Source organism: Spirulina major PCC 6313 (genome assembly GCF_001890765.1).
In the GTDB taxonomy this organism is placed as follows: domain Bacteria; phylum Cyanobacteriota; class Cyanobacteriia; order Cyanobacteriales; family Spirulinaceae; genus Spirulina; species Spirulina major.
In genome coordinates this window covers 260047-277759 of sequence record NZ_KV878783.1, presented here as the reverse complement: position 1 = coordinate 277759, position 17713 = coordinate 260047, and the positions used below count along the sequence as shown (strand labels likewise).

The following is a 17713-nucleotide window of genomic DNA, read 5'->3' as shown; positions in this document are numbered from 1 at the left end:
GGATTGCAGTTATGGCCTAATATTCTAGCCGCCTAACCCGCCCTACTAGACCGTTTCAGCTAAAGTGATGTAATAGATATAGCTATTCTTCCTGTTCAAACACTAGATAAAGATGTTTCAGTTTCACTCTGGCATCGCTATCGGTGGTTGACTTACTCCCCCGTTTAGAAAACGGGGGATTCTGGGATCAAACAGCAATAGCAGGCAACGCCTGTCTGACATCACCTAACCCAATGGCTGAAGCCCCAGCCACTTTAATATTCATCGCCGCATTCTCATCCCGGTCATTCTCTGTCGAGCAACTGGGACACCGCCAATGGCGAGTCTCTAAATCCAGATGCTCCAAAATATGACCACAACTTGAACAGGTCTTGCTCGAAGGGAACCAGCGGTCAACATAGACCACCCGCTTCCCCTTCTTCGTTGCCACCCACTCCAGGATTTGCAGAAACTCCCGAAACGCCAAATCACTCACCTTACGCCCCCAAAGCCGCTGCATCGCCTTGAGGTTCAAGGTTTCAAAACACAGCATATCAAACTGATTCGTCAGTTGATGGGCTAACTTCCAAAACCAGTCCCGCCGTCGATGGGCAATATCTTCATGCTTGCGGGCTAAGTTCAATCGGGCACGTTCCCGATGGGCTGAACCCTTTTGCTTACGGGACAACTCTCGACTCGCTTTGCGAACCGAGTTAAGTGACTGCTTGAAGAACAAGGGGGCATCAATCTTGAATCCCTCAGAACAGGTCAGAAACGTCTTAAGTCCAAAATCAAAACCAGCAATGTTACCTGTCTCGGTTTTGACTTCAGGCTCTGACAGGGTATCTACCGTGACAATCATGAACAGTTCTCCCAAGGGAGTTCGTTTAATCGTCACGGTCTTGACCTTGCCCTCAATGGGGCGAGAGTTCCAATATTGATAGACTTTGTTCCCAATCCTCACCCGGTTGCCACCGAGGAATTTGTACCCAGCTTGCTTGAGGGTGAAGGATTTGTATTTTCGGGTCTTCTTAAAGTTTGGCGGGCGAACGCCTTTTTGGTTGTGCTTGAAGAAGAGTTGATAGGCCTTCTCAATTCGTTGGCAGATATCCTGTACGGCTTGAGAACCCACCTGCAACCACCAGGGGTTCCGTTTCCGAAGCTTGGCGATGTGTTTTTGCAGTCGGGCGCAGTTCAAGTGCTTGCCCCAGATGCGATAGTACCGCTTGTGGAGGGCAACACAATGGTTGTAGATACGCCCTGCGGCATTGATTGTCCGCTTGAGGTATCTATTCCGCTTATGCTGGTAGAGCTTGAACTTGAGCGTTTTCATGGTTGCTATGATACCTCGGTATCACGGCTGAATAAATTCAGCCCTTCGCTTATATCCCCCGTTTGGAAAACGGGGGATATAAGCTTTACATTCGTAAACCTCTCCAAGCAGTTGCTTGGATGCTTCATCCATCGCAATCAAAGGTTCTTCTGCACATGGTCCATGCTGTACAAGTCAAGGACGACTTCCATCTCTGCCACGAATCTTGCTAAATCTTTTTCGGGAATACAAAATCTCTGGGTTTTCCAAGGTCGTAATTCGTTTTTTTTAGAGTACGCCAAACCGTCGAGGCGGAAATTTCAGTGATTATTTGTCTTTCCTTGAGTTCTGACGTTAATAGTCTGATCGTCCAAGCAGTTCGCCCTTCTGGTGGGTCTGAACAACAGAGGGCGATTATTTGGGCTTCGCTAGAGCCATCAACCTTGGGAGGAGTGGGGGAAGTTTTCCTTACTTTTCTTTCTAGCGCAGGTTTTTCACCGTTTTGAAGAAATCTTTGACGAATCCGACCGACAGTATTTCTATGCACCTGCAATGCTTCCGCTATTTCGCCATCCGTCCATTTTCTCTTGGTATTTTCTCCTTCATCACACATCAGTAAAATTCTGGCGTGCAAGATCTTTTTCGCGGGAGCATAGCCATTTCGACTAATTCGTTCTAAGTTTTCTCTATCCTCGATTTTTAAATAGACTTTATCTCTGCGCCCTCTTCCCATGATTGACGATCTCCCAACCAATATGTATTGCACTATTTTAGCTGAAGCAGTTCATTACAACTTGCATCGAGATTGGGTGGTATTAATCCTCTGTCGTGCGGGCTGCTAGCTCGCTGCCGCCTAACTCACTACCGTCTAGCTTTCCGGAGCCACGAAGCGGGTAAAGCTCAACTCATTAATCGCATTCCACGCCACCACCTCTTGCCGGAACTGCTCCCACTGCTCATACACCGTGCGGAAGGTTTCATCCTCGGCACTGCTTTCCTCAAATAATTCTTGGGTGGCAGTTTGGGCAGCGGCGAGAATATCTGGGCTGTAGGTGCGCAATTGCACGCCTTCCCCTTGGAGACGAATCAACGCGGCACGGTTAAGGCTGTCGTATTGGGCCAGCATATTCAGGTTGGCTTCTTTGGCGGCAGCTTGGAGAATGGCTTGATATTCGGGGGGGAGTTTGTCCCAGGCGGCGCGGCTGATTAACAAATCCAAGGTCGGGCCCGGTTCCCACCAACCGGGGTAGTAGTAGAATTTGGCGGCTTGGTGCAGGCCGAGCTTTTCGTCATCGTAAGGCCCCACCCATTCCGCCGCATCGATCGCGCCTCGATCCAACGCCACGAAGGTATCGCCCCCCGGCAACACCTGCACATTCACCCCCAACTTCGCCATCACTTTTCCCCCTAAACCGGGAATCCGCATTTTGAGGCCGTTGAGGTCAGCCACAGATTGAATTTCTGTTTTGTACCAGCCGCCCATTTGAGCGCCTGTATTCCCCGCCGGGAAGTTGATGATGTTGAAATCGGCGTAGATGTTTTGGATGAGTTCCAAGCCGCCGCCATAGTAGAGCCAGGAGTTTTGCTGTTGGGCGGTGAGGCCGAAGGGGACGCTGGCCCCAAAGGCGAGGGCGGCACTTTTGCCGATGTAGTAATAGTCGGCGGTGTGGCCACATTCTACAGCTCCATTTTGCACTGCATCCATCACTTCAAGACCGCCGACGATTTCCCCTGCTGCAAAGGGGGTAATGTCGAACCGTCCCCCGGTGGCTTCACGCACACGATCGCACACCGATTGTGCCCCCCCAAAAATCGTATCGAGGGACTGGGGCCAACTGGTGGCCATGCGCCACTCCACGCGGGGCAGGCTATCTTCAGCGGTGGCGGAGGTTGAGGGGGTCGCCCCTTGGCTACAGGCGACAAGGCTGGCGGTGGTGGTGAGGGCAGCGGTGTTAAGGAAATGACGACGGTTTAGCATCTGAAAAAATCGCAGCGACAGCATCAGTAATGATTGAGGCTAGCCTGTTTCTGTGATGGTTTTCACGCGGTTGTACGGATTCTTAACACCCCTGCACCCTGAGTCTGTCGAAGGGTGGCCGGGCTATCTCCTGCGGAGACGCGACGCGAACGACTCGCTCAGCCCTCGGATACTCAACCCTCAGCGCATTAACGCTGACAGAGCACGAGGCCGAACCAGTTTTGGTCATCGGTCCACACTTGGCGGGGGGTGAGATGGTGGCGTTGGAGGTCGGCTTGGAGGTGGTCGAGGTTAAATTTGCGCGAAATTTCCGTGTGGAGACTTTCCCCAGCGGCAATGTTGACCGTGAAATCTAGGTCGCGGAGGTGGACGGTTTGCGATCGCTGACTATCCAAATACATTTCCATCTGGCCCGCCGCTTCGTTATACAGGGCGCGATGGGTAAACTGGTTGAGGTCAAAATCTCCCCCAAACCGCCAATTTAAATGGGCCAACATATTGAGGTTAAAAGCTGCCGTTACCCCTGCTGCATCGTTGTAGGCCGCTTCTAAAATCTCCTTGGGTTTTTGCAAATCCACCCCTAAGAGCACATAATCACCGGGGTTAAGGGCGTTATCTAGCTCAACAAAGAAGCGATCGCAATCCGCCGCCGAAAAATTTCCCAAGGTACTGCCGAGAAAGATCACCAACCGTGCGCCGACGGGGGACTCTGGCAAATGAGCGATCGCCTGCTCATAGGTTCCCACCAACCCCTGCACCTGCAAGCGGGGATAGTCCTGTAACAGTTGCTCGGCACTGGCGACGAGAATTTCTTGGCTCACATCAATGGGCACATAGTAAAACGGCGCATCGAGTTGATCGTAAGCACTGAGAATGTAACGGGTTTTCGTTGAGCTACCGCTCCCCAATTCCACCAATTCACAACTGCCCGTGCGTTGGGCTAAATCATGGGCATACTTGCGTAAAATGCTCGCCTCGGTGCGGGTGGGGTAATATTCCGGCGTGCTACAAATTTGCTCAAACAGTTGCGAGCCGCGCTCGTCGTAGAAATAGCGGGGCGGCAGGGTTTTTTGGGGCTGGCTCAATCCAGCCATAACATCTTCGCCAGCGGGGGTGATTTCACTAGCGGGCGTGTGGTCGAGATGCGTGATGGTCAGATGAGAACTGACAGGCGTGTGTGAGGAGGCAATCATAAGAGGTAATCAAGACAAATACTATCTCTTTGCACAATACCGCTAATTAATCACCCAAACCAAGCACGAGTAATGTGAGTTATCCGGCACGGCGACAGGAAGGGGTGTGACGGTGCGATCGCGCCGTTCAATTTCATGAATGAACCGAAGGGAAACAACCGAAACCGACCCACGTTCAATCAGCAGTCTCGCCACTATTCCCCCAACTTCGCCAATTGTGGCCGCCGTCCGAGGAAGCCCGTCATCAAACGCAGGGCGAGAATTTTCGCCGGGTAGATGAGATGTAAACCCCAAAGACCGAGGCGGCGCAGGGCAACGATGGGCGCGATGCGATTGGAGAAGAAGCGATCGAGAAAGTCCGTGAAGGCGAGAATGACCCAGTTTTCTGGCTTGCGCCACCGTTCGTAGCGTTTGAGGACGGCGGGGGAGCCGAGGTCTTCGCCGTTGCGGTGGGCGGTGGTGAGGACTTCGGCGAGGGCGGCCGCGTCGCGGATGCCGAGGTTTAAGCCTTGGCCGCCGACGGGGTGACAACAGTGGGCGGCATCGCCGATCAGGGCGAGGCGGGGCTGACTGTAGCGATCGCTCTGCATCAACTGCACCGGAAATAAGAAGCGATCGCTAATCACTTCTAGCCCGGTAAAACTGTGTTGCGTCCGTTCTGCAAAGCGGGCTAAAAATTCATCCGGGGCCAGGGCTTGCAGGGCTTGAGCCTCCGCATGGGGAGCCGTCCAGACCACCTGGCAGCGATTCCCCGGCAGGGGCAGCACCCCCATCGGCCCGTCATACCAAAAGCGTTCGTAGGCAGTATCATTACTGGGGTTTTGGTGGCGAATCGTGAAGGTAACGCAGGACTGCCAGTATTTCCAGCCTTTGGTGTGAATCTGCGCCTGTTGCCGAATGGGCGATCGCGCCCCATCCGCACCCACCACTAACCGCGTTTTCACCTGTTTCGCCTCTTCCCCCTGGTGGTAATGCACCACGGTGTAATCGGTTCCGGGTTCAACCTGGGTCACTTGGGCCTCCCATCGCCATTGCACCTGGGGTGAAGTCGCGAGGAACGCTTGAAGTTCCGCCGTCAAGATCTGATGTTCCGCCACATACCCCAAGGCGGGTAACCCCACATCCTCCGGCCCAAAGCCCACCGTCCGCCCATAGTCCGCATCGGACAGTTGAATCCGCCGAAAGGGAGCGATCTGCGGGGCGATTTTGTTCCAAATCCCGATGCCGGTGAAAATTTGGCTCGACAGGAGCGACACCGCATAGGCTCGTTGACGCTGTTTTAAGCCATTGAGGGAATTCGCCTCGAACAGACAAATCCGCAAGCCCGACCCCCGCAGCGCCGCCGCTAACGTTGCGCCCACAATCCCCCCCCCGATGATGGCCAGATCACAATCAAGGGCGAGGGGGTCATGGGCAGGGTGGGGAGCAGGATCAAGGGTCAACATAAGCGGTTCTAGAGCCGTCAGAAATGTTACAGTTCTTTACTCTATTGTGGGGCGATCGCGCTTCATCCTGCAATCTCACTGCCCGAATTCCAGCCGCGCCTGCTCCACGATCGCCTCAGTCACGATGCCATCCTCAGTTTCACGGGTCAACGCTTCGATCCGTTGTCGAGCCTGCGATCGCACAAAATACGGAATATTATTCAACTTTTGGCGGGCTGCCGGTGTCCACCGCACCGCACCGTCAAACTCTGCACTGGTCATCAGTTCACCTCACTTCGCCGGTTTTTTTAAAAAACGCTCCAAGTTCTGCCCCAGCACGCCCAGAGACACAATCACCATCCCCACCAACTGCATCGAACTCATATCCCGACCAATCATAATCCAAGCCAACAACGACGTTAAGGCTGGCCCCGATGCGCCGAAAATTGAAGCCCGTGCCGCCCCGATATAGCTAATCCCGATGTTATTCGAGAGATAGCTCAACAGCGTCAACGCCCCCAACACAAATCCACTAATAATCAGATTCGGCCACATCCCCGGATCAACATTAATCGTGCTTTGGGTAAAGGGCAAAAAGAGACTCAACGCCGAGAAAATCAGAATCACGACAAAATTCACCACACTAAACGGCACCGGGTGCAGTCGTTTCGTACAAGCCTGAATCAAAAGCACATGAAAGGCAAACGTCACCCCCGCGCCAATGGCAGCGGCAATGCCTTCGGTGCTCATGGCGGCAGTGGCTGCCCCACCGGGAGACGCGATCAACACCACCCCTAAAAACACCGTAAAGGTTGCCCCCCAGCGCACAATAGAGGGCTGCTCCCCAAAAAAGAGCCAGGAACACAACACCGTCACAATCGGGAAAATGAAAAACAGGGTCAGCGCCACCCCCGGAGACAATGCCCCCAAGGCCATATAAATCAACGCCGATGAGACAAAGAGGAAAAATCCACAGCCTGTCACATAGGCATAGCCGATCCAGTCTTTCGCTTTTAGAAATCGCTGAATATCTGACCAACTATTGGGGTAAAGAATTTGTGCCAGCACCGCCATGAGTGGAACCACCACCACCATCCGCATGAACAGAATCATTAGGGAGTTACCAAAACTCGGCGAAATATAGCCCCCGGTGGTGAACACGCCAAACAGGGACGACTCGTTCAAAATGATCGAAATCACGACATTTTGCAGCGACAACGCCAAGGAGGAAAACATCACCAAAAGGAAACCCAGTTGGAGCGTGGAGAACTTGACTTTTTTCGGGGGGGGAGGGCTAGAGGGTGTACGGCCAGAAGGGGCAGGGGTTTGGGGTTGAGGAGCAGTCTGCTGAGTCGTTGGGGTCGTTTCGGGTTGGCCGACGGTGTGGGGGGGCTGAATGGCCGTGGCGGCATCCCCGTCTGGAACCCCATCTGTCCGCAGTTCCGTTTTTAACCGACTGACCAACGCTTCGAGGATCGCCTCTCCCTGCTGCTCCAAGCTGTACATTTGCCCCAACTGCTGCGATAGGGTGCTTTGGTAGCTATTCAGATCCTGCTGGAGGGTGCGAAAGGTGGTGCGCAGCGTCGTATCGAGGGAGCTAATCAGGCGATAGGCATTATCGTTGTAGTTGTCGAGGGCCCCATTGGCCAGGGTTCCCGGTGGCGCAGCATTGGGGTGGGATTGGCTCCGGATGTAATCGAGTAGTTGCTCCGCAATCATGGGAGCGAGTTCTTGCGAGATGGTTTGCTGTTGCTTGATCTGCTCGTCTCGCTGGCGCTCTAGGGTTAATGTCTCGTTGATGAGTTCAGTTTTGCGCTCTTGCAGTTGATTGATTTCCTGCTTGAGCTGCATCACGAGACTGTGTTTAAGATTCTCTAGCTCTTGGGTAAGAGACGAAAGGCTCTGATCTGTTGTTTCTGGTGAGTCAGCATGTAAGTTCGATGATCTATCCAGTTGCCCCATTATCTGTTCCTCTGTGTTCGCAGTACCATGCCAGTCCCCAAGAGCCGAGGAGTAGGTTACTGGTATTCTATGACGTTAGGCTACGGACGATCCGCGTGATAGATAGATTCTTTTTAGAAAGTTTTAACGGTTTCGCGGCAAAAAAATCATCCTCAGTGCAATTGGGGCTGCGGTAATGGTTGAGGGGGGCGAGATTAAGGGAATGCCGCAGGCTGACGTGTTGATTCATGGTGAGGTACTAGAACAATGACTCGTTATTTTTTTCTATCGGAAGGGTGGCTAGTGGGTCGAGTGTGGGAATTCGGCGGAATTTGGAATGAAGCCACTTGGCGGCGAAAACCCAAGATTCAACGGCTCAGCCTGGGTTTAGTGGAACAAGGGGAAACCCTGTGGCTCTACGAGGCAGAAGAGGCGGTTTTGATGTTGGAGGTGCGTCCGGAACCGGCTCACCCGGCGGCGGCGACCATTGGTCAGGTCATGCTGAAGCGGCTGATGGATGCGGATCAGGTCATTCATCGACTGACCACGGCGGAGAGTCTGTTGCGCCCTTAGGGTCTGGGGGCATTCAGGGGTGAAACCGGGCGCGGTTTTGGGTCAGCGCTGGGGGATGGGTGTGAGAGGGCGATCGCGCTTCCCCCCCGTCACTCCCCCGCAAGCCCTGATATCCCGTACTCTTCTCCCGCCCCTCTGATCCCTAAAATTACCTTGCGATTCCCTCTCACAATCGTTTACACTTCTTTAAACAACTTTCAGCTTTGTCCGTAGTTTGGCAGACTTGAAACTCGAAATCTTCCGTCTAAGATGATTTCGACCGATAGCTGCTTAAGCTTCAGTTAAAAACAAAATCTGACTAGACACTATTTTCAATAGGAGGAGCGTAGTCGATGGGACTACCTTGGTACAGAGTACATACAGTCGTCCTAAACGATCCGGGGCGGCTCATTTCTGTGCATTTAATGCACACGGCCCTCGTTGCGGGTTGGGCCGGTTCCATGGCACTTTACGAACTCGCCATTTTTGATCCCAGTGATCCCGTCCTCAACCCGATGTGGCGGCAAGGGATGTTCGTGATGCCGTTCTTAGCGCGACTCGGTGTAACGTCCTCATGGGGCGGCTGGAACGTTACCGGCGAACCCTATGTTGATCCGGGTTTTTGGTCCATTGAAGGGGTGGCGATCGCTCATATCATTCTCTCCGGTTTACTATTCCTCGCTGCCTGCTGGCACTGGGTCTATTGGGATCTCGAACTCTTTATCGACTCCCGCACCGGCGAACCCGCCCTCGACTTGCCCAAAATGTTTGGGATTCACTTATTCTTGTCCGGCTTACTCTGCTTCGGCTTTGGTGCATTCCACCTTACCGGCCTCTTCGGGCCAGGAATGTGGGTATCCGACCCCTACGGGCTGACCGGGCATATCCAGCCCGTCGCCCCAGAATGGGGCCCCGCCGGCTTTAACCCTTTCAACGCGGGGGGAGTTGTCGCCCACCACATTGCAGCGGGTATCGTCGGCATCATCGCCGGACTGTTCCACCTCACGGTACGTCCCCCCGAACGGCTCTACAAAGCCCTGCGGATGGGGAACATCGAAACCGTGCTGTCGAGCAGTATTGCCGCCGTCTTCTTTGCTGCCTTCGTGGTGGCTGGAACGATGTGGTACGGCAGCGCCACCACCCCGATCGAACTGTTTGGCCCCACCCGCTATCAATGGGATCAAGGGTACTTCCAAGCTGAAATCGAAAACCGGATCGAAGCCAGCCTGGCTGACGGTGAAACCTACGCTGAAGCTTGGTCGAAAATTCCCGACAAACTCGCCTTCTACGACTACGTGGGCAACAGCCCTGCCAAAGGCGGTCTCTTCCGCGTTGGGCCGATGGTGAACGGGGACGGTATTGCCCAAGAATGGTTGGGTCACCCCGTCTTCAAAGACAGCGAAGGTCGTCAACTCTTCGTGCGTCGTCTCCCGAACTTCTTTGAAACCTTCCCCGTGGTCTTAACCGATGCGGATGGTGTGGTGCGTGCTGATATTCCGTTCCGACGGGCAGAATCGCAGTACAGCTTCGAGCAAGCTGGTGTAGAAGTTAGCTTCTATGGTGGGTCTCTGGCTGGTCAAACCTTCACCGACCCCCAACAAGTGAAGCAATTTGCCCGGAAAGCCCAATTAGGTCAACCCTTCAACTTTGATCGGGAAACCTTGGGATCGGATGGGGTCTTCCGTACCTCGACCCGTGGCTGGTTTACCTTCGGTCACGCCGTCTTTGCGTTGCTCTTCTTCTTCGGCCATATTTGGCACGGGTCTCGTACGCTCTACCGTGACGTGTTCGCGGGGGTGGGTGCAGATCTCGAAGAACAAGTGGAATGGGGTGTGTTTGCGAAAGTGGGTGATAAATCCACTCGGATCAAAAACGAAGCCTAAGATGCTTGAGACTGTTGTCAGGGGCGATCGCCCCTGACAACGCTGAAGAAAAGGGAGAGAAATGAACTCATTTCTCTCCCTTTTGTTTTCAATTCAATCGTTTGGTTCCCGACAATTTCCTGCTAAACTAATAGCTAGCTGTATTTTTTTAACAATTTAAGATGGAAAGCGTAGCATATATCTTGGTTCTTGCGGCTATGATCGGCGTGTTGTTCTTTGCGATCGCCTTCCGTGAACCCCCCAAAATTGAGAAATAACCCCCAAAATTGATCGAATCAGGATTCAGTTCCTCAATCACTGTACTGAATTCATGCGATCGCTCAACCCTAGATAACCTCTCTTGTTATCCACTGTTTTGCAAATCAACACACGACCCAACACCACAGTATGCCCCTGCTTTCCTAACCGGAAGTGAAAGCCTACTGTGGTTGTGTGTGTTCAAGATCAGGGATACCCCAAGCACCATGCAATGTCCCCACTGCCAGCACACTGAAAGCCGTGTCCTCGAATCCCGCTCCACCGACAGCGAGAAAAGCATTCGACGACGGCGAGAATGTATGGATTGCAAGCACCGTTTCACCACCTACGAACGGATCGAATTCGTCCCGATCACAGTGATTAAACGGGATGGCCATCGGGAACTCTTTGACCACTCAAAGCTCTTGCGGGGCATTGTCCGAGCCTGCGAAAAAACCGGCATGTCCCACGATCGCCTCGAAGCGATCGTTGATGATCTTGAAAGCCAACTCCAACAACGCAGCCGCCGCGAAGCCACCAGCGCCGAAATCGGTGACCTCGTCCTCTCCACCCTCCGCCACGAAAACGAAGTTGCCTACGTGCGCTTTGCCTCCGTCTATCGCCAATTCACCGGCATTCAAGACTTTATCGACACCCTCAGCCATCTCCAGATTCACCCAGCCGAACAAGATACCCAGCGGCTTAAAACCCCATCCCCCCTTACCCCTCATTGAGCCATTGCAGTTCATTCAGCCCCTAATTTCACCATCATCATTGGATCGAAATGTCCCGATTGGGCTAAAATATAAATCCTGTGCATTTGCAAGAAAATGATACACTCGGAGTTGAAGTATCAACTCCTGTATGATCGGGCCCAACTTGAGCATACAGAAGCTTCAATCCCAACGTATTCTAGACGGCAATAACGCCTTCAACTCGGCGGGGCATCGTCGAGGGGGAGAGACAAACCAGACGGGTTTATCCACGTCTTGCACCAGCATCCCAAAATCCCATGCCGTTGATCGCAGGGGAATATGTCAATCGTGATTCCGTCGCATTGAAACGTCACGGAGTTAAAAGCTAGGACACACTAACACACATGGTCAGTCAGAAGAACACCGCTAGTAACAAAGACATTGGTTTTACGCACGAAGATTTTGCCGCACTGCTCGATCAGTACGATTATCATTTCAGCCCAGGAGATATCGTACCGGGGACAGTGTTTAGCATGGAACCCAGAGGTGCATTAATCGACATTGGCGCTAAAACCGCCGCCTATATTCCCATTCAAGAGATGTCGATCAACCGCGTCGATGATCCCAGTGAAGTGCTACAACCGGATGAAACGCGAGAGTTCTTTATTCTGACTGATGAGAATGAAGATGGTCAGTTAACCCTGTCCATTCGTCGGATTGAATATCTGCGGGCTTGGGAACGGGTTCGTCAGTTACAAGCTGAGGATGCTACCGTTCGATCTAATGTTTTCGCCACCAACCGAGGCGGGGCTTTGGTGCGGATCGAAGGCTTGCGCGGCTTTATTCCCGGTTCTCACATCAGCACTCGTCAAGCCAAAGAAGACTTGGTGGGTCAAGATCTGCCGCTGAAATTCTTAGAAGTGGATGAAGATCGGAACCGTCTTGTCCTCAGCCATCGCCGCGCCCTGGTGGAACGGAAGATGAATGGTCTGCAAGTGGGTGAAGTGGTCACCGGTATGGTGCGCGGCATCAAACCTTATGGGGCCTTCATTGATATTGGTGGGGTTAGTGGCTTGCTCCACATTTCGGAAATTTCCCATGACCACATTGACACGCCCCACAGTGTCTTTGCGGTGAATGATGAACTGAAGGTGATGATCATTGACCTGGATGCTGAACGGGGACGGATTTCTCTGTCCACGAAGCAACTCGAACCGGAACCGGGTGATATGCTCAAAAACCGTGATTTAGTCTTTGAGAAGGCTGATGAGATGGCCGAAAAGTATCGCCAAAAACTGCTGCAACAACAGCAAGGTGATGCGGATGAGGTATTAGTGGATGATGAACCCGAAGTGATGGAAACAGTGGCGGTGGATTCAGCCGCAGGCAATGAGGAAGAATAAATAGCCTCGCTGTCCTAGCTATAGCGATCCTAAATCAATCGGAGATCTTGTCTCCTCATCAAATCGGATTGCTATATCTGATTTTGGGTTCGTTAGTTGATTCAATGACCCCCACCTGGCATCCGCCGAGGTGGGGGAGTGACCGGAGATAACCCGGTCGTAGCTGCGAATAGGCCACCAAGGTTAGTACGGCAACACTTCCGGTTGCTTCTCTAAATCGGATTATTTGTAAGGCCCTGGAATCTCAGGGAGTGGGTTCAGCCCAGAAACACCGTACTCACTGGCTGAAGAGACCTATAGTTTTGGAATTATCTTCCATGCAACGCATCCCAATGAATAAAGCTCCTCAGCCCCTGTGGTTGGGGAGTTTTGTGTGGGGGAGGATGGGCGATCGCACCCAACTCCCCTGTGATATTCTTGGACAAAATTAATGAATCAAAAGCTTATTCATGCTGAATCCGCGTGTGGCTTGGCTCGTGCCTGCAATTCAGCGTGGCGCATCTTGGCAGTTTGTTCTATCCCATTTTATTGAGTATATTCCTGACGCGGTGTTCTATACGGGGCACGTAGATTCGAGTTATGACTCGACTCAGCCGGGGGCAGACCGGATCGAGGTGGTGGATGATCCGTCATCGCTCACCATCAACGCCCTGCCGCTTCGATATCGCCGCCATCGTCTGTGGGTTACACTCCAAATCATGACGCGTTTGTTAGCGTTTAAGCCCGATGTGGTGTATTCCCAAGGGTTTTCGCTCTGGACGGTTTTGGTGATTGTGCTGAAACGGGTGGGGCGATGGCGCGTGGTGTTGATCCAGGGTGGGAATGCTCCCCGTCGTGATTTTCGGCTGATGCAGTGGCGCACGCTGATGCGCCAACTGATGCTGATCGGTGTTGATAGTGTGATTGTCAATAGTCAACTGGGCCGCCAATACTTTATTGATGTGCTGAACTATCCGATCACTAAAATTCGGCAACGGATCTATCTTGTTCCCCATCTCAGCATCCAGGTTAGGGCTGGATCGGCTACGGCGATCGCGCCCCCGCTACCGCGCACCATGGCCCGGCCCATTTTTCTCTATGTGGGCCAGATTATCCCGCGCCAGGGCTTAATCACCCTGATTAATGCTTGCTTACTCTTGCAGCGGGGCGGCTACACCCATTACGCCGTCTCGATTATTGGGACGGGTAAGCAGCGGCCCGAACTGGAGCAACTTGTGGTTCAAAACGGGATGGCTGCCCAGATTTATTGGCAGGGTGGGGTCGCCCCGGAGCACCTCGGATCATACTTGCAGCAGGCGGATGTGTTTGTTTTTCCCGCCTATGAAGATGGATGGGGGATGGTGGTGTCAGAGGCGATGGCTTTTGGGAAACCGGTGTTATGTTCTACGGGGGCGGCGGTGTGTGAGCTTGTACAGATGGGTGAAAACGGGTTTCGGTTCGATCCCCATGATTCCTTAGAATTAGCGGCTCAGATGGCCTATTGTTTGGATCACCCAGAACAGTTAGGGGCGATGGGGGAGCGATCGCGCCAAATCATCGCACCCTACACCCCCCGAACCGCCGCCCAAGCCTTTGTAGAAATGACTTATCAGATCCTCGAAATCTAGAAATCCAGTGGGGTAGACTTCCGTCTCTGCCTAAATTCCCCCCGATTGATCAACGGGTGAATTCGACCCATCCGGTTGAAGGGTGAGAACGTCAGCGATCGCCGCCGATCCGATCGCTGATGATTCGATTGGGTGGCTCTGCGATCCTTCAATGCTTAGAGCAGCGTCGAAACATCCACCGCTAAACGTTTACCGAGATCGAGCAGCAGCGGCATTTGGGAATCATCCCAGGGACAGGTTAAGCCGGATTCGGTTTCCACACATTGGGGCACGATCACCTCGTGGAAGCAGCGGAAATACAGTTCCTGAGCCCGATCGAGGGACAGCCCCACCTCAAGGCGATCGCCCACATCGATCAGCTTGGCAATGTGGTGTTGATCTTCGATCACCGAGTCCGACGCATTACTAAACAAGAGCGCCTGTAATGACCGTAAAATCAGGGCTTCTAGCAGTTGCTTTGCCCCCGGTAGGGTGAGGGTGCTGCGCATACTGTGGGCTTCAGTCACCGTGCTGTCTAGCTCTGCTAAGAGGCTTTCTTTTTCGGTGCAATCCTCGCAAGTGTCCAACTCACTGAGCAGTTGTAAGCAGCGGTGGGACAGGGCAATATCTGCTGCTACCTGGAGTTCTTGGGGGACGGGCAATTCTTCCCGGTGGAAGGCGCGGACAATGCTGTAATTGTCGCGGTAGGCTTGGCTATAGAGTTGGTTGAGGGTGGTTTTGCTCTTGTCGGCGATTTTTTGGATGATCCATTGACGTTCTTCGGCGAAGAGGGTTTCGAGGCTAAAGATGCGATCGCCAAACACCCGCATCATGCTAAACATGGTCTGCGACACGCTGGCCTGCTGAATCGAATTAAACAGAGTTTCTTTGAGTTGAGCGTAGGCCAGACGACCGATAAAGGGCTGAATACAGCAGTGGAAATCCCAGCCGCCGAGGTGCAGCACCGCAAAGGTAAACTCCTTGCATTCGCGGGTAATTTCTGACACCAGTTGCAAATGACCCAAGGCGAGGGTTTGCGTCCCGATCCGTTGCTTGGCGTATTCCAGTTGGGTGGCTTCGTAGCAATAGACGCGATCTTCGGTGTTGTAGCGGCTAAAGAGGGAGGTGATCGCATAATGGGCCGCCACTCGTTCAAAGGTAATCCGGGAGGAGACCACTAACTCATCATAGACCCGTCCTCCATCGCGGAACTGTTCCACATTGCTTGGGGCGGCGCGGAGGCGATCGCGGAATTCCGCCTCAAGCTGAATCCCTGCCACCTCTCCGGCCAATTCAATCGCCCGCGCCGCATAGCGCAAAATCTGCACCCCTTCGGGCCGCGACAATTCATCAAAGAACCAGCCACAACTGGTGAACATCAATAACGCCTGGTGTTGCATTTCCAACAGACAGAGGGTGTCCACCTGTTCAGACTCCGTGAGGGGGTGCTGTTGATGGCGGTAGAGAAAATGCACCGTATTTTCCGGGGTGCGATTGTGCATCACCTGAATATATTCATCCCGTGCGAGCCAGGGATCATGGAGGTATTTTCGGGCGTGGGTTTCGTAAACGTCCGCGAGGCGATCGCGCAGCCAATTCAAACTATCCCGCAACGGTCGCCGCCATTTTTGCTGCCAAGTGCCACCGCCTCCACAGCCGCAATCGCTCTGCCAGCGATCCACCCCATGCATACAACTCCAGGCCGTCACCGGCTTGAGCACCACTTCCCAGGTCGGCGGGCAAATGCTCAGATAATGGGCCACATTGGTCACCTGCCATTGACGCTGGGCAAACTCTTGGGTAAAAGCATAGCTGAGGCATTTTTCCGTGCCGCCTTTGTGGTGGCCAAAGGTTTCGCCGTCGGTGGCCACGCAAATCAATTGGGAGGGGCGATCGTCAATGCGCACCGCCTGACCAAAGCGATCGGCGAGATTTTGCGAACTACTCAGCACATCATCAAAGCCCATGCCTTTCGAGATCGGGCCATCGTAGAAAAAGATATCAATGTGCTTGCCGTTGGGCAGAAAACAGCGATAGGGGCGCGTCGGGTCAACTTGACCGCCACCCACGGCCAACCAATCCGGATCAGGGTTGTTGTCCGTGGGAATCGGACGGCAGCGTTCGGCCTGGGAGGGGGCGAGAATAATGAAGCGAATATCCTCGTTGGCCAGGGCTTCGAGGGTGGGATAGTCCACCGCTGTTTCGGCGAGCCACATCCCTTCGGGGTCACGGCCAAAATGGGCCCGAAAATCCGCTTTGCCCCAGCGAATTTGGGTGTATTTATCTCGCTCATTGGCGAGGGGCATGATGATGTGGTTAAAGACTTGGGCGATCGCATTGCCATGGCCGTTTAACCGTTCTGCACTCTTGCGATCGGCCTCAATAATCCCCTGATACACTTCCTCATCATGTTTTGCCAACCACGACATCAAGGTCGGCCCCACATTGAAACTCATATATTCAAAGTTATTAACAATACTGACCACTTCCCCCTGATGGTTCAAAATCCGTGAGAACACATTGGGGCGATAGCATTCATATAAAATGCGCTCATTCCAATCATGGAATGGGTAGGCACTGGGCTGACGTTCAATAACATTTAAATAGGGATTTTCGCGGGGCGGTTGATAAAAATGTCCGTGAATGGTGATATAAACTCCCGTGGCCACGGCATTCTGTGTTTCGGTGGCTTGGGTGGAAGAGGAATCAGACATTAATTGGGTAGTCATAAAAGGATTAAGCTGAGATCAAAGAAGGAAAATAAGGTGCAAAGAGAGCAGCAGGGTTAAACCCTAGGGTGAATTGATCAACGTATTAAAAATAGTGGGACAACGTTGGGGCTGATTCTGCATGATTACCGCTTGTTCACGCATTACCCTCACCCCAAACCCCTCTCCCATGGGGCGAGGGGCTTCTGAATCTGTGCATGATGATTTCTGAACAAGCGGTAAGCCGTTGTGACTCGCCAGCAAAAAAGTTAAGGGTGCAGGATCGTGCATGGCTGATCGGAGAGAAGTCAAAAAATGCCTGATGGGCCAAGGGTTGCAGCAAGATTTTTAGGGATAATGATGAGCGTCGTGGGTAGCCAGATCGCGATCGCTGAATGTCTATAACGTGAGGGATTCTGCCGCGTCGTGCTTTTCTCTAGTGAAGCGCAAAGATAAACAATGCTGGAAAATTTATCAATTTCTTAACGAACTGATGATTTTTTTTACATTGTGTTTCGTGACGATTGAAATCGCACCAAAACAAGACTACACGGAATGTTGGGAGTGTTATTGCCCATCGGATTGGTGGGGATCAGGGCGAAGAATCGGGGCATTTGTGTCAGGATTAGGTAACGTTGTAAATCGTTACATTGACAGATTCACCGATTAGGTTCCTGCCGGTTTGATGGTCTGTGGGGCGAGGTTCTCCTGCTGGGGGATCGATCAACAACACTAGGGAGCGAGACGCGATTGAACAGCTAGGGAGCGAGACGCGATTGAACAGCTAGGGAGTGAGACGCGATTGAACAGCTAGGGAGTGAG

The 17713-nt window shown here is 52.9% G+C and carries 13 protein-coding genes and 1 pseudogene; 6 read left to right on the top strand and 8 right to left on the bottom strand.

Annotated elements, in window-relative coordinates; all coding sequences use genetic code 11:
- Positions 1-187 precede the first annotated feature (187 nt).
- The 7 genes and pseudogenes from SPI6313_RS01440 to SPI6313_RS01410 all read right to left on the bottom strand — a co-directional run bounded on the left by SPI6313_RS01440 (position 188) and on the right by SPI6313_RS01410 (position 7737).
- Complete coding sequence (locus SPI6313_RS01440) at positions 188-1312, bottom strand: RNA-guided endonuclease InsQ/TnpB family protein (protein ID WP_072619392.1); 1125 nt, start codon at positions 1310-1312, stop codon at positions 188-190.
- A gap of 93 nt (positions 1313-1405) precedes the next feature.
- A pseudogene (locus SPI6313_RS01435) lies at positions 1406-2024 on the bottom strand (helix-turn-helix domain-containing protein); the annotation flags it as partial.
- A gap of 135 nt (positions 2025-2159) precedes the next feature.
- Positions 2160-3293: a TRAP transporter substrate-binding protein gene (locus SPI6313_RS01430; RefSeq protein ID WP_245788529.1), complete on the bottom strand. Its 1134-nt coding sequence runs from the start codon at positions 3291-3293 to the stop codon at positions 2160-2162.
- Positions 3294-3457: 164 nt separating this feature from the next.
- The gene (egtD, locus tag SPI6313_RS01425) at positions 3458-4462 is read right to left on the bottom strand and encodes an L-histidine N(alpha)-methyltransferase (protein WP_072619390.1); all 1005 of its coding nucleotides are present in this window, start codon (positions 4460-4462) and stop codon (positions 3458-3460) included.
- A 194-nt stretch (positions 4463-4656) separates the two neighbouring features.
- Positions 4657-5907, bottom strand: a complete 1251-nt coding sequence (locus SPI6313_RS01420; RefSeq protein WP_072619389.1) for an FAD-dependent hydroxylase — start codon at positions 5905-5907, stop codon at positions 4657-4659.
- 75 nt (positions 5908-5982) lie between these two features.
- Positions 5983-6168 carry a PCP reductase family protein gene (locus tag SPI6313_RS01415; protein ID WP_072619388.1) on the bottom strand — a complete coding sequence of 62 codons (186 nt, stop codon included), beginning with the start codon at positions 6166-6168 and terminating at the stop codon, positions 5983-5985.
- Between the two features lie 9 nt (positions 6169-6177).
- Complete coding sequence (locus SPI6313_RS01410) at positions 6178-7737, bottom strand: DMT family transporter (RefSeq protein WP_245788956.1); 1560 nt, start codon at positions 7735-7737, stop codon at positions 6178-6180.
- 357 nt (positions 7738-8094) lie between these two features.
- On the opposite strand from SPI6313_RS01410, the gene SPI6313_RS01405 reads away from it, so the two are divergent.
- The 6 genes from SPI6313_RS01405 to SPI6313_RS01380 all read left to right on the top strand — a co-directional run bounded on the left by SPI6313_RS01405 (position 8095) and on the right by SPI6313_RS01380 (position 14204).
- Positions 8095-8400: a hypothetical protein gene (locus SPI6313_RS01405; protein ID WP_072619386.1), complete on the top strand. Its 306-nt coding sequence runs from the start codon at positions 8095-8097 to the stop codon at positions 8398-8400.
- A gap of 332 nt (positions 8401-8732) precedes the next feature.
- Positions 8733-10262 (top strand): photosystem II chlorophyll-binding protein CP47, encoded by a 1530-nt coding sequence (gene psbB, locus SPI6313_RS01400; protein WP_072619385.1) that lies wholly within the window; start codon positions 8733-8735, stop codon positions 10260-10262.
- Positions 10263-10423: 161 nt separating this feature from the next.
- The gene (locus SPI6313_RS01395) at positions 10424-10519 is read left to right on the top strand and encodes a photosystem II reaction center protein T (protein WP_072619384.1); all 96 of its coding nucleotides are present in this window, start codon (positions 10424-10426) and stop codon (positions 10517-10519) included.
- A gap of 207 nt (positions 10520-10726) precedes the next feature.
- On the top strand, positions 10727-11233 hold the full coding sequence (gene nrdR / locus SPI6313_RS01390; protein ID WP_072619383.1) for a transcriptional regulator NrdR: 507 nt from the start codon (positions 10727-10729) through the stop codon (positions 11231-11233).
- A 365-nt stretch (positions 11234-11598) separates the two neighbouring features.
- Positions 11599-12597: a 30S ribosomal protein S1 gene (locus SPI6313_RS01385; RefSeq protein ID WP_072619382.1), complete on the top strand. Its 999-nt coding sequence runs from the start codon at positions 11599-11601 to the stop codon at positions 12595-12597.
- 449 nt (positions 12598-13046) lie between these two features.
- On the top strand, positions 13047-14204 hold the full coding sequence (locus tag SPI6313_RS01380) for a glycosyltransferase family 4 protein (RefSeq protein WP_072619381.1): 1158 nt from the start codon (positions 13047-13049) through the stop codon (positions 14202-14204).
- A 155-nt stretch (positions 14205-14359) separates the two neighbouring features.
- Here SPI6313_RS01380 and SPI6313_RS01375 read toward each other — a convergent pair whose 3' ends face one another.
- Positions 14360-16912, bottom strand: a complete 2553-nt coding sequence (locus SPI6313_RS01375) for a DUF3536 domain-containing protein (RefSeq protein ID WP_072619380.1) — start codon at positions 16910-16912, stop codon at positions 14360-14362.
- Between the last annotated feature and the right edge of the window lie 801 nt (positions 16913-17713).